Annotated in this window: 26 protein-coding genes; 3 read left to right on the top strand and 23 right to left on the bottom strand. The window is 38.6% G+C overall.

Annotated elements, in window-relative coordinates:
* Positions 1–100 precede the first annotated feature (100 nt).
* The 15 genes from PQ460_RS05450 to PQ460_RS05380 form a co-directional block, all read right to left on the bottom strand.
* Positions 101–556 (bottom strand): hypothetical protein, encoded by a 456-nt coding sequence (locus tag PQ460_RS05450; protein WP_274171989.1) that lies wholly within the window; start codon positions 554–556, stop codon positions 101–103.
* 37 nt (positions 557–593) lie between these two features.
* Positions 594–1,451 carry a hypothetical protein gene (locus PQ460_RS05445; protein ID WP_274171988.1) on the bottom strand — a complete coding sequence of 286 codons (858 nt, stop codon included), beginning with the start codon at positions 1,449–1,451 and terminating at the stop codon, positions 594–596.
* A gap of 39 nt (positions 1,452–1,490) precedes the next feature.
* Positions 1,491–1,679, bottom strand: coding sequence for a hypothetical protein (locus PQ460_RS05440; protein ID WP_274171987.1), 189 nt, complete (start codon positions 1,677–1,679; stop codon positions 1,491–1,493).
* A 29-nt stretch (positions 1,680–1,708) separates the two neighbouring features.
* A complete protein-coding gene (locus PQ460_RS05435) occupies positions 1,709–3,178 on the bottom strand; it encodes an S-layer homology domain-containing protein (protein ID WP_274171986.1) in 1,470 nt (489 codons plus the stop codon).
* 24 nt (positions 3,179–3,202) lie between these two features.
* Complete coding sequence (locus PQ460_RS05430; protein WP_274171985.1) at positions 3,203–3,499, bottom strand: hypothetical protein; 297 nt, start codon at positions 3,497–3,499, stop codon at positions 3,203–3,205.
* A 37-nt stretch (positions 3,500–3,536) separates the two neighbouring features.
* On the bottom strand, positions 3,537–5,177 hold the full coding sequence (locus tag PQ460_RS05425) for a hypothetical protein (protein ID WP_274171984.1): 1,641 nt from the start codon (positions 5,175–5,177) through the stop codon (positions 3,537–3,539).
* Between the two features lie 56 nt (positions 5,178–5,233).
* Positions 5,234–5,653 (bottom strand): TadE/TadG family type IV pilus assembly protein, encoded by a 420-nt coding sequence (locus PQ460_RS05420; protein WP_274171983.1) that lies wholly within the window; start codon positions 5,651–5,653, stop codon positions 5,234–5,236.
* Between the two features lie 22 nt (positions 5,654–5,675).
* On the bottom strand, positions 5,676–5,903 hold the full coding sequence (locus PQ460_RS05415; protein ID WP_137223651.1) for a hypothetical protein: 228 nt from the start codon (positions 5,901–5,903) through the stop codon (positions 5,676–5,678).
* Between the two features lie 54 nt (positions 5,904–5,957).
* The gene (locus tag PQ460_RS05410) at positions 5,958–6,884 is read right to left on the bottom strand and encodes a type II secretion system F family protein (protein ID WP_274171982.1); all 927 of its coding nucleotides are present in this window, start codon (positions 6,882–6,884) and stop codon (positions 5,958–5,960) included.
* A gap of 7 nt (positions 6,885–6,891) precedes the next feature.
* Positions 6,892–7,833 carry a type II secretion system F family protein gene (locus PQ460_RS05405; protein WP_274171981.1) on the bottom strand — a complete coding sequence of 314 codons (942 nt, stop codon included), beginning with the start codon at positions 7,831–7,833 and terminating at the stop codon, positions 6,892–6,894.
* Complete coding sequence (locus tag PQ460_RS05400; protein WP_274171980.1) at positions 7,823–9,169, bottom strand: TadA family conjugal transfer-associated ATPase; 1,347 nt, start codon at positions 9,167–9,169, stop codon at positions 7,823–7,825. The genes PQ460_RS05405 and PQ460_RS05400 overlap by 11 nt, the downstream gene beginning before the upstream one ends.
* A complete protein-coding gene (locus tag PQ460_RS05395) occupies positions 9,135–10,349 on the bottom strand; it encodes a CpaE/TadZ family protein (protein ID WP_274171979.1) in 1,215 nt (404 codons plus the stop codon). The genes PQ460_RS05400 and PQ460_RS05395 overlap by 35 nt, the downstream gene beginning before the upstream one ends.
* Before the next feature lie 47 nt (positions 10,350–10,396).
* Positions 10,397–11,281 (bottom strand): Flp pilus assembly protein CpaB, encoded by an 885-nt coding sequence (gene cpaB, locus PQ460_RS05390; RefSeq protein WP_274171978.1) that lies wholly within the window; start codon positions 11,279–11,281, stop codon positions 10,397–10,399.
* Positions 11,274–11,741, bottom strand: coding sequence for a prepilin peptidase (locus tag PQ460_RS05385; RefSeq protein ID WP_274171977.1), 468 nt, complete (start codon positions 11,739–11,741; stop codon positions 11,274–11,276). Before PQ460_RS05385 ends, cpaB begins: the two co-directional genes overlap by 8 nt.
* Positions 11,742–12,223: 482 nt before the next feature.
* On the bottom strand, positions 12,224–13,138 hold the full coding sequence (locus PQ460_RS05380; RefSeq protein WP_274171976.1) for a DMT family transporter: 915 nt from the start codon (positions 13,136–13,138) through the stop codon (positions 12,224–12,226).
* A 118-nt stretch (positions 13,139–13,256) separates the two neighbouring features.
* On the opposite strand from PQ460_RS05380, the gene PQ460_RS05375 reads away from it, so the two are divergent.
* Complete coding sequence (locus PQ460_RS05375; protein WP_274171975.1) at positions 13,257–14,147, top strand: LysR family transcriptional regulator; 891 nt, start codon at positions 13,257–13,259, stop codon at positions 14,145–14,147.
* A gap of 115 nt (positions 14,148–14,262) precedes the next feature.
* On the opposite strand, the gene clpB is transcribed toward PQ460_RS05375, so the two are convergent.
* From clpB to PQ460_RS05340, 7 genes are all read right to left on the bottom strand, one after another.
* Positions 14,263–16,926, bottom strand: coding sequence for an ATP-dependent chaperone ClpB (clpB, locus tag PQ460_RS05370; RefSeq protein WP_274171974.1), 2,664 nt, complete (start codon positions 16,924–16,926; stop codon positions 14,263–14,265).
* 13 nt (positions 16,927–16,939) lie between these two features.
* Positions 16,940–17,854, bottom strand: a complete 915-nt coding sequence (locus tag PQ460_RS05365) for a DnaJ C-terminal domain-containing protein (RefSeq protein ID WP_274171973.1) — start codon at positions 17,852–17,854, stop codon at positions 16,940–16,942.
* A 173-nt stretch (positions 17,855–18,027) separates the two neighbouring features.
* Positions 18,028–18,519, bottom strand: a complete 492-nt coding sequence (locus tag PQ460_RS05360) for an Hsp20/alpha crystallin family protein (RefSeq protein WP_273613441.1) — start codon at positions 18,517–18,519, stop codon at positions 18,028–18,030.
* 293 nt (positions 18,520–18,812) lie between these two features.
* Positions 18,813–19,769: an acetylxylan esterase gene (locus PQ460_RS05355; protein WP_274171972.1), complete on the bottom strand. Its 957-nt coding sequence runs from the start codon at positions 19,767–19,769 to the stop codon at positions 18,813–18,815.
* Positions 19,770–19,820: 51 nt separating this feature from the next.
* The gene (locus PQ460_RS05350) at positions 19,821–20,045 is read right to left on the bottom strand and encodes a hypothetical protein (RefSeq protein ID WP_273613443.1); all 225 of its coding nucleotides are present in this window, start codon (positions 20,043–20,045) and stop codon (positions 19,821–19,823) included.
* Positions 20,046–20,118: 73 nt separating this feature from the next.
* Entirely contained in the window at positions 20,119–20,679 is a 561-nt protein-coding gene (locus PQ460_RS05345) for a pyridoxamine 5'-phosphate oxidase family protein (protein WP_274171971.1), read from the bottom strand.
* Positions 20,680–20,758: 79 nt separating this feature from the next.
* Positions 20,759–21,202 (bottom strand): GNAT family N-acetyltransferase, encoded by a 444-nt coding sequence (locus PQ460_RS05340; RefSeq protein WP_273613445.1) that lies wholly within the window; start codon positions 21,200–21,202, stop codon positions 20,759–20,761.
* Between the two features lie 329 nt (positions 21,203–21,531).
* Here PQ460_RS05340 and PQ460_RS05335 point away from each other — a divergent pair, with 329 nt between their 5' ends.
* A complete protein-coding gene (locus PQ460_RS05335; protein WP_274171970.1) occupies positions 21,532–23,247 on the top strand; it encodes a glycoside hydrolase family 13 protein in 1,716 nt (571 codons plus the stop codon).
* 51 nt (positions 23,248–23,298) lie between these two features.
* Here the strand turns inward: PQ460_RS05335 and PQ460_RS05330 are convergent, their stop codons facing one another.
* On the bottom strand, positions 23,299–24,093 hold the full coding sequence (locus tag PQ460_RS05330; RefSeq protein WP_274171969.1) for a GNAT family N-acetyltransferase: 795 nt from the start codon (positions 24,091–24,093) through the stop codon (positions 23,299–23,301).
* Positions 24,094–24,221: 128 nt separating this feature from the next.
* Here PQ460_RS05330 and PQ460_RS05325 point away from each other — a divergent pair, with 128 nt between their 5' ends.
* Positions 24,222–25,430 (top strand): cytochrome P450, encoded by a 1,209-nt coding sequence (locus PQ460_RS05325; protein WP_274171968.1) that lies wholly within the window; start codon positions 24,222–24,224, stop codon positions 25,428–25,430.
* Positions 25,431–25,615: the final 185 nt, after the last annotated feature.

The following is a 25,615-nucleotide window of genomic DNA, read 5'->3' as shown; positions in this document are numbered from 1 at the left end:
ATCCTTTTTACTATAACGTAATTGTTATAAATTCAGCTTAAAAGAAGGTAAAGGAAAGCTTAAAAAAAGCCGCCAGATCATGATGATCTTAGCGACTTATTTAAGATGAAGTATGAGAAGAATGATCCAATTCAAAAAACCATTCTAAAAAAGAGTTAAAACTCTCCCATTGCGGTTGTAATTGCCCTGCCCAAAAGTCTTGTAATCGTTGACCGAGACTCAACTCCAACACTTGATCTGTCTGCCGATTGTAAAAGTATCCACCTTCACCGACAAAAGCATCCAGTGGAAGATATTGTTCAGGCAATTTCAATGTCTCGCGAGCACTATGTATACTTAGATCATAATTCGAATACAATACAAACCAGCAAATATGGTAAAGCTCCTGATGTCGACTGTAAAAAGTAGGCCCTGTCTCTGCATGTAGATAAAACTGCGCAAAGTCTGAATCCAGTGGAATCTGCAACGTTTCCAGTGCACCTGCATATTCAGTCGAAGCTTCTTCATACCATACGTTTTGTTCTTTGAAATATTGCTGAACTTTAGGTGATAACAATGAAATTCTCCTTTCACTCTAGATATTCAATCTCATCTTACCAGTTTATCGTAAATTCTGGCTTCGTGCTCACATCAATCGGTACATCTTTAGAGCCTATACCTGCGGCAGAAGCAGCAAAAATATCTTCTTCGATCCCTAGTTTTTCTAATTTGAGTGTACGTGCAGCTGCAAGTTTGAATTTGGGTTCTCCTTCAACAGGAAACGTAAGACTACCCTCACTTGTATCTCCACCGTTGCTATCTATTGCTTGCCGGGCAGCAGCACCGATCTGATTGGCATACTGTCGCATCCGATCATACAATAAATCACCATTTTGGGTTGCTGTAAATTCTTCTTCAAAATAAGGTTCTTTTACCACTAGCATCCAATCTGTTGTAGCATCAAATTCATTATCAATCAAGATATCTTCTAACTTTTTGGTATCTATATCTTCTTTAATTTGTTCTTCACGATCTGATTCTTGATCACCACCTGAACCAGAACCACTGTCGCTCTTAGAACCCGTCGAACCTGATCCATTCGTATGTCCACCTGCATTACCTTCATAGTGACCACCACCAGAAGAATTTGAATGATTCGGTGAACTTGAAGAAGAACCACTACTTCCACTTTCAGAAGATTGTTCATCCAGCTTTTCTAAATAGTCCTGTATGGTTTGCTCTGCTTTTTCTTGCATTGCCAGTTCATACTGTTTTTTCACTTCTTGTACAGCAGTAAGCGACGTGGCATCAGCTACATTTTGCGCCTGTCGCTTTTCAATAAAAACGGTAAAATAATAAAATAAAAACACACTACCGATGATAACAAAGGCAAGCGTCGATACTGTCAAAATCGACATTCCGCCCTGTTCATTATGAAGTTTCTGCTGTATATTCTTCATCCATCGGTTCATGTGTATTCATCTCCATTTTTAGTTTAACCAAACCAATAATTAGCCGTATACAATAACACAAATAGCAATAATCGCCATTACGACAAGCACTAACATGATTTGTTTATTCACTTTTGCCATCTGTTGCGGATCCGCTACAATCTCACCGCCACATCTAGCACATACCATTTCTTTACGTAATAATTTGCGTTCCGAGATATCCCGGCAAGATTGACAGGTATATTGCATGGTTGATCCCTCCATGTGATATCGTAATCTCAATCATCTTTATCAGTGAATTTTACAATCCACTGTGCGGCTTCTGCTCGTGATACCTCAGCTTGCGGTTGAATATGAGGCACATAGCCAAATACTTGACGATATTCACGATCTCCAATCAAAAACGGCAATACAGATTGCTGATAAAATTCTTTATTTGTATAGTCTTTTCCAACTTCTTTACCATCTATATAATTAGACAAATTAGTTTGTGTTACAGATGGACTTACAATCGGATCTTGCAGAGCACTTATATTGGTATAAGCTGTCCATAACAAACACAATTGTTCACGAGTCAAAGGTTGGTCTAATTTTAACGAATGATCTTCAAATCCTACAATTTGATTGGTTTGCTGTAATTTTTGAATCAATGCATAATCAGGATCATTTTCCGCTACATCTACAAACGGAGTAAAATCGGTTGATGTAGATTCTTCTGTCGGATGATAGCGATATATCCATTCAATAAAGTCACGTCTTGTAATAGAATCATTTGGATTAAACTTTCCATCAGGATCTACAGAAGTAGCTCCTGAAGACAGCAAATTCACAATATCGTTTTGAGCCATATGTTGTGAAATATCAGTCACTGTTACCGTATTAGAAGCTGATGTCTCTAAATTGGCTTCTACATCATCTGTATCTTCTTCTTCGCGGTCTTCGATTTTGGTATAGTCAACAATCCATTGTGCAGCTTGTTCCCGAGTAACCGCCTGTTGAGGTTGTAGCTTATTACTTTTGCCAAATACATGAGCATATTCACTATCATCATCAGAACCATAACGATATACTGCATCTATAAAAATATTGCCTATTTTTTTGTAATCACTATATTTTTTTAATGCTTGTAAATGAATTTCTGGAGAAACAGCAGAATCTACTACATCGCCATCACTTTGATACCATCCCCAAAGCAGACTTAATTCTTCGCGAGTTAATGATTTATCTAATTTCATCGTTCCATCTGGAAATCCAGTAATAACACCTGAAATTTGGAGCCCTTCAATCAATGGATAGTCAGGGTTGTCTTGCGCAACATCATCAAAGCTAGGGGTAGGATTATTTTTGAGTTTGATTTCTTTATTATCATATCCGTACATCCAATGAATAAATTGAGAGCGAGTAATAGGCTCTTTCGGATTAAAATTCCCACTATCATCTAATGACACCGCGCCAGATTCGATAAGCTTTTTGATTTGCTGTTGAGCCGGACTATTACTGATATCTTTGGCTTGGATTGCTGTCATATCTGTAGATGCTTTGTCATCTTGCACTTCAACGTTCACAGGAACAGGCGCGGCTAATGGATCACTTGTCGTCGTTTGCTCTGTGGTTGTCGCTGTATTTTCTGCTGTTGTATCGGTTGCAGTAGTCTTAGGTGGAGTGGTTGGCTCTGCTGAATTGTTGTTACATCCTGCTAACGTGATCGTAGCAGTCAGTAATAGGATATAATATCCCTTCTTTCTCATGACTATTCACATCCATTTAGTAATTTATGTTCCATATCTCAAATATCCGATAATACTAAATACAATTACTCCTAAATATAAACGGATTCGATATTGTTTACGCTCTGGTTCATCTGCAAGTATATAAATTGCTATAATAACTAAAATTCCAGGTATGAAAGATGCACCTGCAATAATGACTCCCCAAAAATAACTCAATACTCCTAAGTGTCTATTGAGATAACTTACTGTAAAAAGAGATAACATCATAATTAAAACACTAATATTTAAATATTTCTTTTGCTTTCGATCATCAAAATTTTCTCTCAATAAATTAATCATGCTCTATTCTCCTCTCTTAAATTTCTAATATATTTTATTATTTCTTTTTATCTGATGACCATTCTGTACCTTTGTCCATGGCTCCTTCTGCTATTTTCTGATTAAGATCTAATGAATTTTTTATATTTTGTAAAGCTTTTTCTTGTTGTAATAAACGATCGTATTGAGCTTGAGTTAAAGAAGAATTATGATTATTTTGCCAACGATTAACTGTGTTTTGATTGGCACGATTATTCCAAATCATATCTAATTGACGATGTGTGATTGATTTATTACCGACGTTACTCTGACTCACTTCAATTCCTCTTTCTTCCAAATCTGAAGTCGTTGTCGTAATACCATTTTTAGTTCTTATATTTTTAAGTACTCGTCCAAATATTGGAGTCAAAATCATCGATTTAATAATACTTGATTGACCTTGCTCTGCTAAACTTTTGTTCTCGTCTGGATCGATTAAAGATTTAATTTTAGTCATTGAAAGAGATTCTACTATACTTCCAAAAAATCCAGAAACTGATTTACCAAAGTTAGATACTGCTGGCTTTTTGAATATATCTGATACTTTTTCAAACACTAATGCACCTGCTACACTTTCTAAAGCCATTATACCCATTTCTTGTAGATTCGGTAATTTTCCTTCAAAAGCTATTTTATTGAATAGTCCTGTTCCCATATTAATGAAAATAGAAGTTGTAAATGTCTTACTCGTCACGGCAGACTTTAAAGTCTGAATAGGTGAAGTTACTAATCCTCTACCTGCATCCCATAGACCTCTACCCAAACCTTTTACATATCCTAAAGATTTTTTTCCTACTTCTTTCAAAAACAATTTTGTACCTTGGCTTCTGAAAAAAGTCCAGCCACCTCGGACTGCACCAACTATTCCAGATTGTGCTATACCAATTACAGATATAGCTCCTAAAGCACCATACCCAATTCCTTTAATAAATTCAAAATCATCGCCAGCCATTAATCCATATATACCACCAGCTACAATACCAACTACTCCAGCTACAATAAGAACAGGTACGGAAATAGGAGCGCTCAACACAACTGCAAAAATGACAACGGCTGCTCCGATAACAACAGCTGCTCCAATAGCTCCTGCTGCTGCACCTTTCCCAAAGTTCTGTAAGCTTTCAATGGGGTTAGCAGCAATATCTTTTGCTTTATCCCATAGCTTCTCATACCACGGTCGATTATCTGGTGCATTACTATCGACCTCAACTGGCTTCTCTATAGAATTGGATTCAATATTATTGGGCGCTGTTTGATTTCCTTTTTGATTTTGACTATTCATATTATTAAAATCATATGGCTTTAAAGTATCTGTTCCAAGATTAATAGGTGGAAGAGGAGCAAATTCGCCTGTCTCAGCGCCACCATTGTGATTTTTTTCAGAAGTTCCATTTGTAGGAATCTCAGGCTTTGGCTGTCCGTTAGGATCAGGTGTCTGAGTCTGCCCCTGGTGATTACCATCTGGATGCGCGCTATCGCCAGGCGGAATAGCTGTATCGGTTGTAGTGTCAGGTGGAACAGCATTCTGATCTTTCACTTCAACATCACTCAGATGGACTTTAAAAGGAGACTCTTGATCAGTATCCGCTGTAGCGAACACAGGTGAAGCTAATGTGAGAACAAAAAGCACTGCAAGCAGTGCTCCACCTATTTTATACATAACGCGTCGGATATTGAACACTTCCTTTCCGTACGTTTTTGAGAATAACTGTATAATTATTCTTTTGCCGGATCTTCTTCTTTGCGTACCGTCGCTGAAGATGAGATCGGAATAGATAATCCCGATGTATTGAACAAAGCTCCAGATACAAGCGGTGATTCCAATGTCACTTTGACGGTGACATATGTATCGCCACCTGATGAATATTCTTGCTTGCTCATTTCCTTGATATCGTATTTACCTGCAAAATTACGAATTGCTGTCTGATATCCAGCATTTCCTTGATCTTCTACCATTGCCACACGTGCGCCTTCCATTACTGCTTGTTTGACTGTTACTGCTGTAATCGCAGCAGAAGCAAATTGAAAAACAATAAGTACCATTAAAATAAATAAAGGCAACACACCTACAAATTCAATAGCTTGCGCACCCCGCTGATTATGAAGATACTGACGCCAGCCGCCCGTAGACGGCATGTCACCAGTATAAGTACTTTGGTTATCCACCAATTTTGATTTTATCGATTGCATCTTTAATTTTATCCACCAGTGCTTCCGCAATTCCGCCACCCTCTTTACCAAACAAGCTCATTAGTGCAATGATCAGTACAACGACAACAGCAGCTACACCTACATACTCGATTGCTTGAGCACCTTTTTCATTTTTGGTATATTGTCCAATCGTTGTTGCTTTGGCATATAAGTAAGAACCTAATTTGTTCATCATCGTTATTCACCCCCTCTCAATAAAATCAAATGGTTTGATGCAATATCCCTTTTGTTATTGCAAAGCATCCCATGAGACGCCAATACCTTCAGGATTATAGATGAAGTTAAGTACTAACAATCCGACAACACATAGCAATACTGCAGGTAAAATAAGAAAGCTGGTAATCAAAGTGACTTTAGGTCCTGCTTTGGCAGCACGCTCTTTCATCATACCGATTCGAGTTTCACGCATATCTGTGGATAGCAGATTAAATGTCTGAGAAATGGGAACGCCTAATTTGCTGCCTTGTACCAGTGAAGATACTAACGTTTCTAATTCTTTACTTTGATTGCGATTCATCAATCGGATATATGCATCTTCGCGCGGAACTCCGATATCTAATTCTTGTTGAAAGCGAGATAACTCTTCTTGTAAAGGTCCATCCATTTTCATAATAATTTGTTTCATAGCAGGATCCATCGGTACACCGGCTTGTAAAGTAACGCTCATCGCATCCATAAAATCAGGCAAATCCAAACCTAAGCGCTCTTGTCTTTCTTTGGCCGCACTTCGTAACCAGAGCGAAGGAAATGCTAATCCAGCAAGTATAAATAAAATGAATACAACGCCATTACCGAATCCCATCCATACTAGCAATGTCCCGAATAACATTCCTGCAAATACACATAAAAAGCGAAATCCATAAAAGGAATCCAATCGTAATCCACCTGGATGTCCAGCAAGTTCAATTTGCCGTTGAATCGTAGTCGGATTTGTAAACAATTTGAACCGCAAACCTAAAGGAATTAATTTTTCTGACCAATCAAATATTCGCTTTTTAAATCGTTCACTTAGAGTACGTTTCTTTTTCTTATCTTCATTCACCATACCCATTCTTTTTTTGAGACTGAGTCGTTTTAGCTGATACCGCCAGTAAAAGAATACAGCAGCACCCCACGAAATTAGTGCTGTATATAATAGAGTATTCGTCCATAACATTATTTATTCACGCCTTTATATTGGTGACTTTACGAATCATAATAAATCCGAACACCATCAAAATAGCGACAACAACCAATAGAATCAAACCTGGAATCGTGAACAAAGGCGTAATAAATCCTTTAAATACAATATTAAAAGCAATAATAAGAAATACAGGCATTAAACCAAGTGTTAATGCAATATATCTCGATTCTGCTGTTTGATTGCTTAATTCTTTGTTCATACGTTCTCGTTCTTCTAAGGTCTTAGCTAATTGATCTAGAGCTTTGGCAAGATTACCACCGGCTTGACGCTGGATCGTAATCGTCTGAGTCATTAATTGAATATCGCGACTACTAAACTTCTCGTTCATATTTTCAAGTACAGTATCCAGATTGTTACCTAATTGCATTTCACGAGCCATTCCTTGAAAAAGAGGGCCCGCAGGTGCTTTCAATTCTTTGGCTACCATGTCTATCGCTTGTTGTATGCTCATACCTGCACGAATAGAACTTCCCATCATTCGGCATACTTCAGGTAATTGACCATTGATCTGTGCAGCAAACTTGCGTCGTCTAGATTTGAGCCACTGCGAAGAACCAATCGTGATTAGAAAATAAGCGACGATAATATCCATCGGAAATTGTAACCCGACCAATACGTTAAGTAGGTAAGTCGCTATAAATAACAATGCGCATTGAATTAATACATAATTAAATCCTGAAATATTCAAGTCTGCTCCTGCCAGGCGATTATCCCATTCTCGTCCATAATCAGAACGATTGAACTTACCTGCAAGTCTGCGGTATGTTCCTTTATTGGTTTTAATCTCTTCCGTATGCAAATCAGCCAGTCGCTTGTGAAGCACTTTTTCTTTTTTTCGTACAGCCGTTATTTCCATAATTGTTATCGTAATCGCAACGACTGTTATAAAAAGGATAATTAAAAACCAATGTTCAACCGACATGGATGATCTCCTCCTCCATCGGAGTGAAAAATGATTCTCCTAGATCATAGCCGAATGTTTTGAGCTTATCTGCACATTGCGGAATATAGCCTGTAGTCACAAAGCTACCTTTTATACGTCCATTTGCTTCTGTTCCTATCCGCTGAAAACGAAAAATATCATTCAATCGAATATTGCCATTTTCACTGATAGCTTCTGCAATAGACACCACTTTGCGTGTACCATCGGATAATCGTAATGTCTGTACTACTAATTGAATAGCTGCTGAGATAAAAGGTCTTACCACTTCAGCTGTCATAGATGAGTTATTCATCAAAATCATAGCTTCTAATCGAGACATTGCATCTTGCGGACTATTTGCATGAATCGTGGTCAAAGATCCTTCATGACCGGTATTCATCGCTTGAAGCATATCCATAGCTTCCCCGCCACGTACCTCCCCGACAATAATACGATCAGGACGCATACGAAGCGCATTTTTAACCAACTGTCTGATTGTAATCTCGCCAGCGCCTTCCATATTAGCTGGACGTGCTTCCAATGAAACAACATTTTTACGATTTAACCTTAACTCTGCCATATCCTCAATCGTAATCACACGTTCACCGATTGGAATTGCTGCTGAGACCACATTAAGTAATGTTGTTTTACCACTACCTGTACCACCAGAGATAATAATATTCATTTTTGCTCCTACTAATGCTTCTAGAAAAGTAGACATTTTACTAGATAAGGATTGGAATCCAATTAAATTATTCATTGTGTATGGATCTTTTTTGAATTTACGAATCGTAATCACAGGCCCATGTAAAGCAATAGGAGGAATCGCTGCATTAACACGGCTACCGTCTTCTAAACGTCCATCAACTAGCGGTGAGCTTTCATCAATACGACGTCCAATAGGAGCAACAATACGATCAATAATATTGCGGATATGATCATCATTTTTAAAAGAAATATCGGATAAAGTGATCTGACCTTTCCGTTCGATATAAATTTCATCTGGCGCATTAACCATAATTTCTGTAATATCGTCGTCTTGTAATAAAGGTTCTAATGGACCAAAACCAACAGAATCATCCAAAATCATGTCGAGTAATTTGTTTTTATCCATCTGTGTAATAATAACTTTTTCTTGCTCCATCATATCTGTAATCAATTTTTCAATCGCTCGTCGTTTTTGAAAATTAGGCAGTTTGATTAATTGATCCAAATTGGTTTCTTTCAGCAGACGATTTTTGTAATGATTAAATAAATAATCAGTATAATCTAAAGGCTTCTGCTCTTCGGCTTGCGAATCATCAAGCCTGCTGCTTAACTTTTGAAAGATCGACATGAGACTCGCCTCCTTCTTTAACACTTAAAGCAGATTGAAGGTTGATAAATTCTTTGATTAATCCTTTGACCCCTTTTAACTTTTCTTTGCGTTCAAGCAATAGAGGTTGCCCCAAATTCGCACTCGTCTGTAACTGACCTTTAAGATCTTCTGAAATCGAACCAATCGTTGGAATATTAACAATCTTTTCTAGATCACTGGTTGTCACATCGGATCGTTTACTATGTTTGTTAATCACAAGAGAAATACGATTCATATCCATCAGGTGATAACGATCCAAAATATCGATCACACTTTTCAAACTCAAAATAGAAGCACGATCCAAATTCAACACATAGACTAATTCGTCGGTTTGACTAATTGCACTAATAGAGACTTCATTTAATTCGCGAGGTAAATCCAAAATGATGTAATCAAAATGCTGACGACAAGTATTGAACAACATTTCGATATCTTCGCCGGTAAAATTTTCAGCTTCTTGCGGATGTGCTGGTGACAATAGCAAATTCAAGCCAGATGATTGTAGTGGATACAGTACATTACTAAGCTGACTATACGTAATTTCTTTCAATACTGATTTGAGATCACCCAGATTACGTTCAAATTGAATATCCAGATAATGTTGTATCCCACCAAATTGCAAATTAAGATCAATTAACAGCACTTTAGCATCTGTTTGCAATGCTATTGTCTGCGCCAGATTCACACTGACTGTGGTTGTTCCTGCACCGCCTTTGCCGCTATACAAAGCTATCACTTTACCACCATTTGCATCAGGTGCATGAATAGAACGTTGATCTGTTCCTCGTTGTGCAAGTCGTATCGCTTTTTCAAGCACATTCTCTAGATGATCCAATTCATCAGGTATTCGCAGTACATCAGTCACGCCTGCACGATACATTTCTCGAATTTGTGTAAAATCTCCAGTACGACTTAGAAAAATAACCGGTGCTGAGCCATTTACTTTTTTTAACTGCTGGATAATCGGTGTCAAATCAGTTGATTCTTCCGATTCTGCTAACAAAATAACACGTGGTTCTTTTGGATGAATTTGCATATAAGCTTCACGTGGTTTTTCAATCACTTCGCCTGGTTGCATATTATAAAAATGAATACTTTGTATTAACTGTTGAGTGAGGCGCTCATTGCTAGATACGATAGATATTTTAACTGTCGACAAATGGATTGCCTCCTTGCTGATTATAGTAAGTTTGAACCGTTCTTCGATTACTTATCTGTTGAAGATGTATTAGAAGTTTCTTTCGATTTTTGAGACGATTCTTTAGATATAGCATCTTTTTGAATTCGATCGGTTGATGCTTTATTGGTCGCTTTTTCTTTAGTCGATGTTGATTGCTCTACTGCTTTTTCTGCTGTTTTTTTATCTTTTGATGAAGCTTGAGTATCTTCTTTGTTCGCTGTAGGTGAGCTTGCTGTCGAAGATACGTTACTTGATGTATTACTATTATCTGTACCTACATCTTTACTGCTTCCACTTTTTAATAAGCGTACTTCTTTACCATAATTAAGCGCCCATACCACAGATTTAGAATCATTGAGGCTGACCAATACACCAATCGCTGTAATTTCATTCCCTGTTTTTTGAACACTATTTACGGTTACATCTTTCAGTAATACTTTAGTAATCCGACTATCTCCATTTGCTTCTTTTTCTTTAGTCGATTTTGCATCATAAGAATAGACGATATCCACTTTGTCATACGCATCAATCTGTTCATCAAAAACAGCCAATGGAGCACGCAACATCACTTGACGATAATCTCCTTTGACAAACGTATTGTTACGCAAGACCGAGGTTGTTAGTACAGAACCTTCTGTAATAGGAACAACCGATATTTTATTTTCCAATTGCTGTGAAGAGGTAATCAACGAATCCATCATATATTTACGCGGAATTTCTTGAGTCTTTAACAATTCAGACTTGATTACGCTACCTGCTGGAATATCTTGCGCTGCTACTTGTACGGTTACAAATTCACCTAGACTGGCTTTGGTCTCTTTCATATAACTAGAAAACAAAATAACTGCAATAGCGCCTAAAGTGATTGCGATCAACATAAATACAAATGCACGCTTTTTAGATTCAAACATACGTCTCTGCCACCTTTTGTAGTAATGCAATTAGTAAAAAACAACTTACAGCTATAAATGGTGCTAAAGGTAATTCATTAGGAACACGAAATGTTTGTGGCGCTACTTTGCGTAAAAGCAGTAAAGGAATCGCCGCCAGAGCTGCCAATGGAAATGTAAAAAGGAATGCCCATATCCCTCCAGACCATCCCAAGCAAGCACCAACCATTGCAAAAAGTTTAATATCCCCTCCACCCAATTTTCCTTTGCTTACGATAGCAAGTAAAAGTGCTATCCCGCCCAAACCTATGACACCAAGAAGACTTTGCCAGATCGTGATATCGTTAACAACAAGATGGATAATTAAAAAATATAGAGTACCTGGTAAAGTAATCACATCTGGAATAATTCGCTTACGACAATCTGTGATAATACAGACCAGTAATAGAACAAGAAATGGAATATAAATAAGTCCTATCATTTGTTGTCTCCTATTTGTTTTAATCAATTTGTAAAAATCATGCTGTAAAGATCAAACTGTAAATATGACTCATTAATAAGTTTTGAAAAACATGTTTTTATTTTGTCCGAATTTGAAGCAGAGGTAAATAGAGCTGCTTTCCTAATAAAAGGAAAAAATAGCAACTTACTATTTAGCATTGTAGTTTTTTCTAATATGAATAACCAAAATTAGGTATTTTCATATGAAAAATAGTACAAACCTCATTAACGTTCGACATGTTTACCATTATATGTAATATAAATAAGGTCTATCGGTCAGCTTAGAAAGGTACTTACTTCATAGTCAGCTTGACCTAGATTTTGTTCAAAATTTCGCAATATAACTCAGAATAGATGGTTCCACATTCACTTTTATGATTATTTGAAAGCAAAAAAAGACTATTCCTAGAATCGAAATAGTCTTTTAATAATGATGATGTATTTATTTAGCTGTAACCGAAGTTACTTTTTATTTAAAGGAACAGGGACAACCAATGGAGCTTTCATCGCTTTTTTCCAATTGACGAGAGCGATACTACAAGCAATCATAACTAGACCGATCAATAATGATAATGTGATCGACTCATGAAGAATCCAGATACTAAAAATATTAGATAACACCGGAATCATAAATGTATACGTTCCTACGGTGCTGACTTCTCCACTGTCGATTAATTTGAAATAAACCATCCATCCACCTGCGATAACAAACAACGAGATAAACAATAATACTTCAATAAATGAAGGAGTCCACTGAATATCACTCCAACTTTCGGTAGACGATCCAGCAATCATTAATACTACGCCACCGATTAATAACTGCATCGTAACTGTCCATAACGAATCCAATTGTTGATTATTTTTCTTCATATATATTGTACCTAGCGCCCAGCATAAGGAAGAGGCTAACGCGAATCCGATACCGGTTAACGATAAATTGCCTTCAAGACCGCCTGAACTAATCACAGCCACACCTACAAAACCTAGTATTAATCCAATTACTTTTAAAGTGTTCATCTTTTCGCCTAACCATAACCATGAGAACAGCCCTAACAAAATAGGTTGTAGAAATACAATCGTTGAGAATAACCCTGCTGGTAAATAACCGATTCCAATTGTCTGCAATCCATAGTAACCGATAATATTTAAAACGGCGAGTATAGCGTATATCTTTCGATTTCGTTTCCATTGCAATCGTTCGACATGCTTCATAGCAAATCCTAACAAAATAAGTCCACCAATTAATGTTCGCAGACCTGAAAATAAAAGTGGCGGTACATCAGGTAATACTAATTTGGTTAAAGGCCAGTTAATGCCCCAGATCGTTACAAGAAAAATAACCAGCCATAATGTCATTTTGGGTGATAAAGTCTTCATGTTGTTCATCCTTTCATCTATTACAGTACACTGTTTTAAATTTGTGCTTCTTTAGGTTATACTTTTATCACTCATAAAGAAAATGAATATTTTGCATAAAGGAGATAACGATATTGTTATGACCATCACTCAGATTATGACATTTGTGCGGGTTGCCGAGACATTAAGTTTTACCCAAGCTGCACATGAGCTACATATGACCCAGCCTGCTGTTAGTCATGCGATTGCCAGTATTGAGAATGAATTAGACACTTTGTTACTGTTACGGGATCGCAAAAAAGGAGTATTACTGACTGAAATCGGTGAGCAAGTATTAGTACAATTCCGTACCATTTTACACAGTATGGAAAAAGTACAACAACAGGTAGCTGCTGTGAAAGGGTTAGATGTAGGCACGATCTGTGTAGGCGCTTTTCCTTCAGCATCTGCTTATTTTTTGCCACCTATTATTCAAAAAATCAAACAAAACTATCCTAACCTGATTTTCGATCTACACGAAGGCTCTGCTAATGATGTCAAAGAATGGGTCTATACTCGCAAGATTGAAGTCGGTATTGTTCTGTTGCCAGCACCCGACTTGGATGTTATTCCATTATGTGAAAATGATATGGTACTTCTGTTACCGGATAACCATCCATTGCAACAGCAAGCTCATATTACTGTTCAGCATCTTCATGGAGAAGATATGATTTTGTGCAAAGGTGGTCATGAGACCGCGATTATTGAAGCTTTTGATCAAGAAAAAAGCCATCTCAAAATCACTTTTACGACCCATAATGTAAGTGCATTGATCAATATGGTTCGTCAGGGACTTGGAATTGGTATCGTTTCTAATCTAGCCTTATCGATGCATCCCCATCATCTGGATGTACGAGAAGTCACCCCGCGCATCACAAGTCAGATCGGAATCGCTATTCCTTCTGTATCTCAAGCATCACTTGCGGTACAACTACTGATCAAAACAGCGCAAGAATTATTTTTAGAATCTCCTGTACTGACCTCTTCCTAATCAAATGCAAAAAGTCTGCATCCGCTCATTACGAGCATGCAGACTTTTTGTAATATATTCTAGATTTAGTTCGCCAAAATAGCGTATCTTTTACAACTTGTACAGCCATTTACGATCAGCCGATCGAAATAGCCTCAGGAGATTCTTCTGCCGGGCGGTCTGCTGATGGCGATGACTGAATCACAACATGCAATTCTTGATCTACCACATTTACGATAACTGTCGATCCTTCTGAAGCTTCGCCAGCAATCATTGCGCGAGCAACTTTGGTTTCTAATGCGCGCTGAATAAATCGTTTGAGCGGTCTTGCACCATAAGCCGGGTCGAATCCTTGTTCAGCAATCAGTTGGACAGCTTCGTCAGTCAATTGTAACGTAATCTGACGATCTTTCAGACGATCTTGTAAATGCTCTACCAATTTGCGAACAATCTGTCCAATCTCTGTTAAGCTTAGTGGTTTGAATAAGACAATATCATCGACACGATTGAGAAATTCAGGGCGGAAATGATTACTCAATTCACGCATAACATTGTCACGTACCGTCTCGCTCCATTCTCCATCTGCGCCCAATCCACTCACAAGATGAGCAGAGCCTATATTTGAAGTCATAATTACAATTGTATTTTTAAAATCAACGACTCTGCCTTGCGAATCTGTTAACCGTCCTTCATCTAGCAATTGTAAAAGAATATGGAACACATCGGGATGTGCTTTTTCGACTTCATCCAATAGCAATACAGAGTAAGGTTGACGACGTATAGCTTCGGTTAATTGTCCGCCTTCTTCGTAACCGACATATCCAGGTGGCGCTCCGACTAATCGAGAAACGCTGTGTTTTTCCATATATTCTGACATATCGATCCGAATCATACCGTCTTCACGATCGAATAAAGAAGCAGCAATCGATTTGGCAAGTTCTGTTTTCCCTACTCCGGTAGGTCCAAGGAATAAGAATGAACCTATTGGACGATTCGGGTCTTTGATACCTGCACGTGAACGAATCACAGCATCAGCAACCAATTGTACAGCTTCATCTTGACCGACTACACGCTTATGCAGACTTTCCTCTAATCGCAATAATTTGTCCCGTTCCCCTTCAACCAGACGACTTACCGGAATACCTGTCCAGCGAGATACGATATCTGATATTTCTTCTTCGGTAACAGCTTCACGCAAGAGACGATTATCTTGATCTTGATACGCTTCTTCTTCCGCTTGTTTTAACTGACGTTCTAGATCTGGAATAATACCGTAACTGAGTTCAGCCGATTTGTTCAAATCATATTCTTCCTGTGCTTCTAACAGATCGTTGCGTGCTTGTTCTAGATTTTTTTTGAGATCACGCACAATTTGAATCGCTGATTTTTCTTTTTCCCAGCGTGCTGTCATTTCTAGTTGTTTTTCTTTGAGGTCAGCTAGTTCACGTTGTAACTGTTCTAATCGACGCTGGCTAGCATCGTCAGTTTCTTTTTTCAGAGCAGCTTCTTCAATCTCAATCTGCATAATTCGGCGGGTGACTTCATCCATTTCACTTGGCATAGAGTCAATCTCGGTACGAATCATAGCACAAGCTTCATCGATCAAATCGATTGCTTTGTCCGGTAAAAAGCGATCTGAAATATACCGATCAGATAGCACACCTGCCGCTACAATAGCACTATCATGAATTTTGACACCATGATGCACTTCAAACCGTTCTTTTAAGCCGCGCAAAATAGAAATGGTATCTTCTACATTAGGCTCATGCACTAGCACCTGTTGGAAACGGCGCTCCAATGCAGGGTCTTTTTCAATATAATTGCGATATTCATCCAGTGTTGTTGCACCGATACAATGAAGTTCTCCGCGCGCTAACATCGGTTTGAGCATATTCCCTGCATCCATTGAACCTTCTGTTTTGCCTGCTCCTACAATCGTATGCAATTCATCAATAAATAAAATAATCCGTCCATCGCTTTCTCGAATTTCTTTGAGCACTGCTTGAAGACGTTCTTCAAATTCACCCCGATATTTAGCACCGGCAACCAGTGCACTCATATCCAGTGAAAAAATCGTTTTATCTTTAAGCCCTTCCGGTACATCTCTGCGTACGATCCGGTGTGCTAGCCCTTCAACAATCGCTGTTTTACCGACACCAGGTTCACCAATCAGTACCGGATTGTTTTTGGTTTTGCGAGATAAAATACGAATAACTCTACGAATCTCAGCGTCCCGTCCAATCACAGGATCGACTTTACCACTGCGTACTTCTGCAACAAGATCACGACCGTACTTCTGCAATACTTCATAGGTTGCTTCCGGCTCCCGGCTCGTCACTCGTTGATGACCTCGTATCTCGGCTAAAGCAGTTAATAACGGATCACGCTTTAATCCTTGTTGTTGTAACATATTGCGTAGTTCTTGATTCTCGCGATCATGACCGGACACCATAGCAAGTACAGCATGTTCTACGGCTACGAACTCATCTTGCATAGTAGTCGCTTCTTGCTGAGCTTGATCCAATACAGATAATAATGCAGGTGAAGCATAACGACGTACGGCTCCAGATGAGCCGCTAATGGTCGGTTTACGACGTAAATGTTCATTGTTCAAGCGTGTGACTTCCGACAATGAAATATTCATTTTTTGCAACAACCGGGGTAATAATCCTTCCGATTGTTCTAGTAATGCTTTTAACAGATGAGCGGTATCAATTTCTTGATGTCCCATCGTTGAAGCAATGGATTGTGAAGAAGCGACCGCTTCTTGAAGCTTTTGAGTCAGCTTATTATAATCCATTGTGAACTCCTCCTTATTTGGTTTTGATTTGTGGTTGGAACGGGTTAAATTCTGCTAATTGACGATACAATTTGCGTTCATTTTCATCGATATCGTTGATCTCCGGAATAATCATTTCGATACGAATCAGTACATCTCCATAATGTTGCTTGTCTTTGCTTAATCCTTTACCGGAAAGGCGTAACGTTTGACCGGTCTGTGTACCGGCAGGAATTTTGAGACGAACCGTAGATTGATCAGGTAAACGGACAGGCATATCGCCACCAAAAACCGCTTGCCACGGTGCAATTTGACCTACCGCGATCAGATTACTTTCTTCAATCGTATACATCGAGTGGTTAACAATATGGAAGCTAATTAATAACTCTTCATTTGGATCAAGTCCATTGCTACCATTTCCACGAATTTTTAATGTGCTATTATTTTTGATGCGGGCAGGCAATTTGAGTTGAATCGATTTGCCACTGACTCGTACCGAAATTCGATCTCCCCGATAGGCTTGCTCCAGTGTAATATCCAGATTAGCCCGTAACGTTTGAGTCATATTCTCCATCCCTCGACCAGCGCCAGCGGTACGGCTATTAAAAAACATATCGAATAAATCTTCATCAGGAAAACCTGCATTATCAAAATTTTCAAAATTGTAAGCTCGACTTGCTTTATGATCACGCGTTGAATACGCGGTGTTCGCTCTTGTATGACGAGGAGGATTTTCTTGGTAATGTAACTGCTGATCATACGTTTCTTTTTTGTTGGTATGACTTAATGTTTCGTAGGCTTCAGCGATTTCTTTAAATTTACTTTCCGCTTCCGTAGCTTTATTCACATCAGGGTGCCACTTTTTAGCCAATTGTTGATATGCTTTCTTCACTTCTTTGGGTGAAGCCTGGCGATCAACGCCTAGAATCTTATAATAATCTTTGAGCATCGGTTCTCCCCCTTTCCTGTAGCTTTCATCTTTCTATTTATTAACGTACTTTACAGGAAAATAAGCGGAATGGCTTCTTTTTACTCAAAAAAAGGTGCATCATAGCTGTTTAATCTACAATGCACCTCTGGATATAAGATTATTTTACAGCTAACCTGTGAATGATGCGACTTTTATTCAGAAGACTTTTGCTGTCCGTCTTCAAGTCGAGCCGAAGAGGAACTGCCATCTTCAATCTGAATGCGCCGACCTTCAACACGCTGTTTTTTCGGAATAGTTAGTAACAGTATTCCATCTTTCAGAGTCGCTTGAATCTGATCTTCTTCAATATCCTGCACATAAAATCTTCTAACATATTCTCCATAACGACGCTCTTTGCGCACCATACGTTGCTCAGCATTTTCTTCTTGTTGCTCTTGTTGTTGCACAGCTTTGATCGTCAAATAAGGAGCGGCATAATCAATGTCGATATTTTCTTTTTGTAAACCAGGCAATTCGGCTTCAACAAGATACGCTTTGTCATTTTCCCGAATATCCGTACGGAAGGATAAGGTCGATCCTTTGAACGGAGTTAGCAAATCATCTTCAAACATATCTTGAAACGACTTCATCCATTGACTCAAAGCATCCTCACGACGTTTACCAAAAGGAACTAAATCAAACATATCCAATCTCCTCCTTAAATGATTTTTTAACTGCTTTTGATAAGTTTGACTTTGTTTGACCTTATGTCTTTATTATAGTGATAACACCTGTAGTAAGCAAAATAGATTATAGGCAAAATAAGCCTATTTAGACCGATTTACAGCCTTTTTCTTTATTAAAATTCTTGTTTTCAACCTCTTTTATCGTTTTTGACCTTTTTTGACCTTCGATTGATATATTTACTTTTTCAGAACAAAAAAAGCCTGTTTCTTATAGACTCAGAAACAGACTTTTCTTTAAACTTTTTGATGATTTATCCGAAATGTTTTTGAACAAATTCCATCGTTTTGCGTTGATGATATGGACTCACAAAATGTCCATCAAATGGATACAAACACATTTCTTTTTCTGCATGAATCCGATTGTATACTGCATAGACCGTTTCAGGCATACAGACAGTGTCTTTAAGACCGCACGAGATCAATATAGGTGTATGGATACGATCTGCTAGATTAATCATGTCAAAATAACTCAACGTCTCTAGCACTTGATCCAAATGTTGAGGATAACGGCTTACAAATTGAGCGGCTTCACGAAGAGAACTTTCTGAATTTAATATGCCGAAATCCATATGGCTCATATTCGGAATATTAGCGACAGTAATTGCTGGAATATCGCTTAGAGCAGATGTAATTAACGCTAGTCCGCCACCTTGACTACCGCCATAGACTGCAATTTTACTGCGATCTACATCAGATTGCTCGGCTACCCATTGTATCGCTTTGAGCGCATCCATCGTGATTGCACGATAATAAAAGTTATCTTTATCCAGCAATCCTTGAGTCAACCAACCGCTACTCATCCCAAAATCAGCATTCAAATGATTACCTGTATCTCCGCCCTGTCCACGAATATCAATAGCGAATACCGCATATCCCATCGCTGTCCAGTGAGCATAATCTTCAGGATACCCTTTGTTCATCGTATATCCATGAAACATAACGATACATGGAATCGCTTGTCCTGCTTGATCGGCAGGTCGTACATAGATACCATGAAGCGGCGTATCGTCAAATCCTTCATAGATCACTTGATACGACTGGATCGATTTCATCGGTGTTACTTGCTCCGTCTGTTGAGCGTTTAACGGCTTATCTGCAAATTGTTGTAATGTCTGTTGCCAGAAATCAGCCAAATCAGGTTGTGCTGTATGCATCGGGGCATATTGCTCTAATTCACGCACTCGTCTAGCAATCGCATGATTCTTCATAACTAAATAACTCCTTTGCTTATCTAAGCTGTACTTCTATTTATTACCCTGCTATTCGTTGAGTTTGACAATCCAACCCGTAATTAAGCGGAAAAAGAAGCTGAAAATAGCAGCTGGAATCAACGCCATCACCAGTGTAATCAATACACTCAAAAATGTAACACCATCAGGATTATTTTTCACATCTAACACAACTAACAAAATCGCCATAATCACATACCACGTTATAAAATCTGATAATCTAAAATTATTTTTGATCGTATTGACCAACTTCATGCTCATCCCTCTTTATCTGCGTGTATAATCCATCATTTGCATGCTATCAATAATATAGATGAAATACAACAACTTACTGAATATCAGCCAACTTTTGACCTATCGGTGTAAGTATACCGTCTATAGTTGTCGAGTTCTTCTGCTTACGATATTGTTCTAACTTCTCTTCGCCTTTATTCTCTGCCCAATCAATCAGCGTATCTCGTTCCCCTTCATACTCATAGAAAGGAATACCATATCCGCAAGACGTCTGTACCCGGTGAATATTCGAGACAATGATCTGCCGGTATCCTGGATAAAGATCAAATACATGCGCGTACTGCTCCCATGCTGGATCATCCGGTAAAATAATCTGTCCATCTCCATACAATCGCAAAATCAGTGGCTTACCTTCCAAAGCGATAAACATATAAGTCATCCGATTACTTTCTTGCAAATGAGCACTGGTCTCATTACCACTACCTGTCAGATCAAGATAAGCGACCTGATTAGGGGATAGAATGCGAAATGAATCGTAGCCTTTTGGCGAAATATTGACATGACCTTCTGCTGCCGCACTACCTACAAAAAACATCTTCTGTGCTTGTATAAATGCGATATGCTCGGGAGACATAGAATCGAATACTTTAGCCATCATGAACATCCTCTCTATAAATAGATATGGTTATTCTGATACAGACACCTTTTCATCCTACTTGTGCAATTTTCTTTGTTTATAACTTTTTTACAAATCCAGTAGAAAGTCCTGCAAATCCTAATTTGCGATAAAATTCATGTGCACCTTCACGCTCATATCGATTACCACTATTTAAAGCGATCGCTTGAGCGCCCACACTACCTGCCCAGCCTTCCGCTGCTTGCATCAAAGAATGACCTATCCCTGCACCACGATATTGTTCATCGACAACTAATGAGCCGATGCGGACATGTACTCCATCTCGTTCAAAGCGCAGTTCACGAATCAAGCCAACCATACCGACCACTTGCTCTTCTATTTCAGCTACAAATATTTGATAATCTTCATGTTGCTCTAACGCATCGATTCTTATTTTGAACACTTCTTCTGTAGTCGGGTAGCCTAATTGTTCCATTAACCCTACTAATGGTGTGATATCTTGTTGATGGGCTTCACGAATAACAACGGTATGATTGTTCATGATCATAAGCTCCTTTAGATAAATTATGTATTTGTTAGCAGTGTAGCAGATCATTGAAATGATCACAATAAATACACTTTCATCGTATTGATTCAGTGATAATCGCTTATTTCGTTTTCGTCTGTGACTAAATTGGATAAAAGTAAAGTAGAGATATCGCGTACATCGTAGTACTTAGAATAGTAAGCTATTATGTTCTGCTCAAACACCAAGCGATTTTGCAAAGTGCTCTATCTTCTTATTTGCAAATCAATTACACAAGAAAGTGCAACTCTTTATTCATTATTTACTATAAACATATACTCAGCTTGCAGATGGAGGAACCAACGATGATACGCAAATGGTGGAAAGAAAATGCAATCTATCAGATTTATCCAAGAAGTTTTAAAGATTCTAACGGTGATGGCATCGGTGATTTTCAAGGCATTATTTCCAAATTAGATTATCTGCAAGAACTCGGGATCGGGGCGATCTGGCTGTGCCCTATTTATGAATCTCCCAATTTTGATAACGGTTATGATATCAGTGATTTTCAAGCGATTATGAAAGACTTCGGAACGATGCAGGATTTCGACGAATTTATGCGTGAAGCTCATGAACGGGGAATCAAAGTTGTGCTCGATATGGTGCTCAATCATACATCGGATAAGCATGATTGGTTTGTCGAATCACGTTCTTCACTGGATAATCCGAAGCGGGATTATTATATCTGGCGTAAAGGAAAAAATGGCGGCTATCCGAATAACTGGGAGTCGTATTTTAGCGGTTCGGTCTGGGAATATGATCAAGAAACAGAAGAATATTATATGCATCTCTATGCCCGTCAACAACCTGACCTGAACTGGGAAAACAAAGAAGTGGTCAATGAATTACACGATATGATTCGCTGGTGGATGGATAAAGGTGTCGATGGATTCCGTCTGGATGCGATCGCTCATATTGTCAAAGCTGTTGGTCTACCGGATGCGGATAATCCACAAAATCTACCGGTTGTACAAGCTTTTCAATTTTTCTCCAATCTGGAAAAAGTCCATACCTTACTGAAAGACCTCAATCAGCAAGTATTTGCAACACGTGATCTGATGACAGTGGGTGAAACATCCGGTCTTGGCCCTGAACAAGCACTCGAATATGTGGGAAATGAACGTCATGAACTGGATATGGTGTTCCAATTTGAACATATGCATCTGGATTGTGTCGGTACAGGAAGTTCCAAATGGGTAGGTCGAAGCTGGAACTTGTTAGATATCAAAAAGATTATGAGTCACTGGCAGACCGTTCTACATGGCAAAGGCTGGAATGCGAATTACTTCTCTAACCATGATCAACCAAGACATCTATCACGCTTTGGCAATACAGGCGAATACCGCAAACAATCTGCTAAAATGTTAGCAACACTGATCCATTTACTACAAGGAACTCCATATATTTATCAAGGTGAAGAGATTGGAATGACCAATGCGAGCTTCCAGCATATTGAAGATTACCGTGATGTAGAGACGATTAATTACTACAATATTTCGTTAAAAGAAGGCAAAACCGAAGAAGAGATTCTGAAAAATTTAGCTAGACGTAGTCGGGATAACGCTCGTACTCCAATGCAATGGGATAACACGACTCATGCTGGCTTTACAGATGGCAATCCATGGATTCAAGTCAATTCAAACTATACGGATATCAATGTAGAACAAGCGCTTAATGACCCTGACTCGATTTTTTACTATTATAAAAGTCTAATCGCTTTACGCAAAAAATATCCGGTTGTAATCTATGGAGATTATCGGTTGCTCTGTGCTTTGCATCATCAAGTGTATTCGTTTATACGTAGTTATGAAGGCACTGAGTTAATGGTTATTATGAATTTCTTTGATGATGAACCAACATTTGAATTATCTGAACGTATTAGTGATGAAGGATGGGAACTGGTCTTGTCTAACTATGATGATCACGAACATCATCAACTTCATTCTTTACCATTACGTCCGTATGAGACTAGAGTATATTACAAAGATACTCCATCTGTTTTACCCAAATCGACTCATTAAATCATTCAATAGTAAATACAACAAAGAGCGCCCGATCATAGGCGCTCTTTGTTATTTCTCTAGCAATACACGATACCAATAGCGATATATTTCTTCAAAACCCAGATGACGATAGAGCTGAATAGCCACCTCATTATGTTCACCTACATGTAGATACGTATAACTTGCTCCTTTGTCTTTTGCCCATTTCATCAGATGGTATAACATTGTTCTAGCAAAACCAAGACGTCGATAAGCAGCCCCTGTGATCACATCGTAAATGCCCATATAATCACTATCTATAATCCCAATAGCACAAGCTACAGGTGTTCCTGCTTGGTAAAGCGTGATATACGCTTTGGGTAATGATGGGTTCACCTTCATCAATTTGGCAATAGATTGACCTACATTGTCAGGCCATTGTCCAAGTGTGCTCGCTTGTCTAATCCACGCTTCACTCCACTGTTCTTCAATGATATATGTTACTTCCGATAACCTTTGTTGTTGATTACTTTTGTAGTTAGCATACTCTTGATCGATCATATTCAGTGACTTCAACTGTACGCTTGTCTCGTCTTGGATCTGATAATTTCGTGCATGTAGAAGTTGATCGAGTATCGTCGGCTCTACAAAAGAAGTCATTTTAAAAACAACCGGTAATTGCGCCTGATGATATTGTGCTTCACAATAAGCGATCTGCTCTTCCAGCGTCATTTTTGTTTCTACATAATCTAACGGGCTGACAGAATTGGAACGTTTACTATAGCCGTCAGAAAGACGTATATTCCATCCATTAATCAGTTGACTCTGTAGTGCAGGCCATGTCTGTAGCGAACTTTGTTCGATCTTTTTCCATAAAACATTCATATGTAGCCCACCTTTCAACTGTATGTACCAGTCATGAAAAATTACAAAATTTGTATCTTGGCACAAGTACGTTTATAATAAAGAAATAGTTTTATATGTAAATAAATATATAAAGGTGGAGGAATATCATGAATCAAGCTACCAAGAAGTATGCAAACTACATTCCTATTCGAGAACTGGCAGCGATTGAAAGTCAGCTATCTCCTTTTACCGTTTATGATGAAATGCGCGAACAGACCCCTGTTCGGTATGATGAAAATCGCAAATGTTGGGACGTTTTCCGTTATGAAGATGTTCAATATGTGCTTAAAAATCCAAAATTATTCTCTTCTCAGCGTAATCGTGCCAATGAGAGTATGTTGACAACCGATCCACCCAAACACAAACAATTACGTGATCTAGTGAATCAAGCGTTTACTCCGCGTGCGATAGAAGCGTTGGCTCCACGTATTCAAGAAATTGCCGATGATCTGCTTTCTTCTCATTTAGCCAAAGGACAGATCCGTATGGTTCATGATCTCGCTACACCGCTTCCGGTTATCGTGATTGCTGAATTAATCGGTGTCCCTACATCAGATCGTGATAAATTTAAAGAATGGTCAGATGTACAGGTCAAAGGCGCTAGAGATGATAGCGATGAAGCTTTCCAAGAATTAATGGCGGAAAAAGCTAAAAATCATGAAGAATTATCTAATTACTTCACTGCTATTATGGAGCAACGTCGTGTACAACCGGAAGATGACCTGATCTCATTACTGTTAGCAGCAGAAATTGATGGGCAGAAATTAACAGATAAAGAAATCGTCGGCTTTTGTATTCTGTTGCTAGCAGCAGGTAATGAGACGACGACTAATCTGATAACGAATGGTGTTCGGATTCTGGCGGAACAACCTCAATTGCAAGAGCAATTACGTGAGCATCCAGAAATGATCCAGACTGCTGTCGAAGAAACGTTGCGTTATTATCCACCAATTGTCGCTATTGGACGGGTAGCCAAAGAAACAGTTGAGCTAGGCGGGCAGACGATTCAAGCAGGAGATCAAGTCATCTCATGGGTCGGTTCAGCTAACCGAGATGAACAGAAATTTGCAGATGCAGATACATTTGTTCCTAACCGTAAGCCCAATCAACATATGGGATTTGGATTCGGAATTCACTTCTGTCTCGGCGCTCCTCTTGCTCGCTTAGAAGGTAGAGTCGTATTACAGACATTGTTAAATCATATGGAACATATTCAACTGGTTCCTGATACGACATTGCAACCGATTCAAAGCGCTTTCGTATTTGGAGTAAAAGAATACCCGATTACATTCACACCACGCAATATAAATGAATAGAAGCATTATATACGAAGAGCCACTTCATCGTCTACCTGACATGAAGTGGCTTTTTTTGTTGTCATTACAAGCTTTTTTTGTTGTTACTGCAAGTATGTAACCGTTTCAAAGTAAAACTTGCATACATGTAACTATGTAAGTTACAATCATTCCATCCATACAGGATACAAGATCATTTTATACAA

It is taken from the genome of Paenibacillus sp. KACC 21273 (assembly GCF_028736095.1).
GTDB lineage: Bacteria > Bacillota > Bacilli > Paenibacillales > Paenibacillaceae > Saccharibacillus > Saccharibacillus kyungheensis.
The sequence above is the reverse complement of the archived record's forward strand: the minus strand, read 5'-3'. Positions and strand labels throughout refer to the sequence as shown.

Coding starts and splice junctions, on each gene's coding strand:
- PQ460_RS05405 (WP_274171981.1), bottom strand. CDS start 7,833: ATGTCGGTTGAACATTGGTTTTTAATTATCCTTTTTATAACAGTCGTT.
- PQ460_RS05385 (WP_274171977.1), bottom strand. CDS start 11,741: ATGATAGGACTTATTTATATTCCATTTCTTGTTCTATTACTGGTCTGT.
- PQ460_RS05435 (WP_274171986.1), bottom strand. CDS start 3,178: ATGAGAAAGAAGGGATATTATATCCTATTACTGACTGCTACGATCACG.
- PQ460_RS05445 (WP_274171988.1), bottom strand. CDS start 1,451: ATGAACCGATGGATGAAGAATATACAGCAGAAACTTCATAATGAACAG.
- PQ460_RS05410 (WP_274171982.1), bottom strand. CDS start 6,884: ATGTTATGGACGAATACTCTATTATATACAGCACTAATTTCGTGGGGT.
- clpB (WP_274171974.1), bottom strand. CDS start 16,926: ATGGATTATAATAAGCTGACTCAAAAGCTTCAAGAAGCGGTCGCTTCT.
- PQ460_RS05365 (WP_274171973.1), bottom strand. CDS start 17,854: ATGCTCAAAGATTATTATAAGATTCTAGGCGTTGATCGCCAGGCTTCA.
- cpaB (WP_274171978.1), bottom strand. CDS start 11,281: ATGTTTGAATCTAAAAAGCGTGCATTTGTATTTATGTTGATCGCAATC.
- PQ460_RS05400 (WP_274171980.1), bottom strand. CDS start 9,169: ATGTCGATCTTTCAAAAGTTAAGCAGCAGGCTTGATGATTCGCAAGCC.
- PQ460_RS05415 (WP_137223651.1), bottom strand. CDS start 5,903: ATGATGAACAAATTAGGTTCTTACTTATATGCCAAAGCAACAACGATT.
- PQ460_RS05380 (WP_274171976.1), bottom strand. CDS start 13,138: ATGAAGACTTTATCACCCAAAATGACATTATGGCTGGTTATTTTTCTT.
- PQ460_RS05325 (WP_274171968.1), top strand. CDS start 24,222: ATGAATCAAGCTACCAAGAAGTATGCAAACTACATTCCTATTCGAGAA.
- PQ460_RS05375 (WP_274171975.1), top strand. CDS start 13,257: ATGACCATCACTCAGATTATGACATTTGTGCGGGTTGCCGAGACATTA.
- PQ460_RS05350 (WP_273613443.1), bottom strand. CDS start 20,045: ATGAAGTTGGTCAATACGATCAAAAATAATTTTAGATTATCAGATTTT.
- PQ460_RS05420 (WP_274171983.1), bottom strand. CDS start 5,653: ATGCCGTCTACGGGCGGCTGGCGTCAGTATCTTCATAATCAGCGGGGT.
- PQ460_RS05340 (WP_273613445.1), bottom strand. CDS start 21,202: ATGAACAATCATACCGTTGTTATTCGTGAAGCCCATCAACAAGATATC.
- PQ460_RS05425 (WP_274171984.1), bottom strand. CDS start 5,177: ATGTATAAAATAGGTGGAGCACTGCTTGCAGTGCTTTTTGTTCTCACA.
- PQ460_RS05355 (WP_274171972.1), bottom strand. CDS start 19,769: ATGAAGAATCATGCGATTGCTAGACGAGTGCGTGAATTAGAGCAATAT.
- PQ460_RS05430 (WP_274171985.1), bottom strand. CDS start 3,499: ATGATTAATTTATTGAGAGAAAATTTTGATGATCGAAAGCAAAAGAAA.
- PQ460_RS05360 (WP_273613441.1), bottom strand. CDS start 18,519: ATGTTTGATTTAGTTCCTTTTGGTAAACGTCGTGAGGATGCTTTGAGT.
- PQ460_RS05440 (WP_274171987.1), bottom strand. CDS start 1,679: ATGCAATATACCTGTCAATCTTGCCGGGATATCTCGGAACGCAAATTA.
- PQ460_RS05345 (WP_274171971.1), bottom strand. CDS start 20,679: ATGGCTAAAGTATTCGATTCTATGTCTCCCGAGCATATCGCATTTATA.
- PQ460_RS05335 (WP_274171970.1), top strand. CDS start 21,532: ATGATACGCAAATGGTGGAAAGAAAATGCAATCTATCAGATTTATCCA.
- PQ460_RS05330 (WP_274171969.1), bottom strand. CDS start 24,093: ATGAATGTTTTATGGAAAAAGATCGAACAAAGTTCGCTACAGACATGG.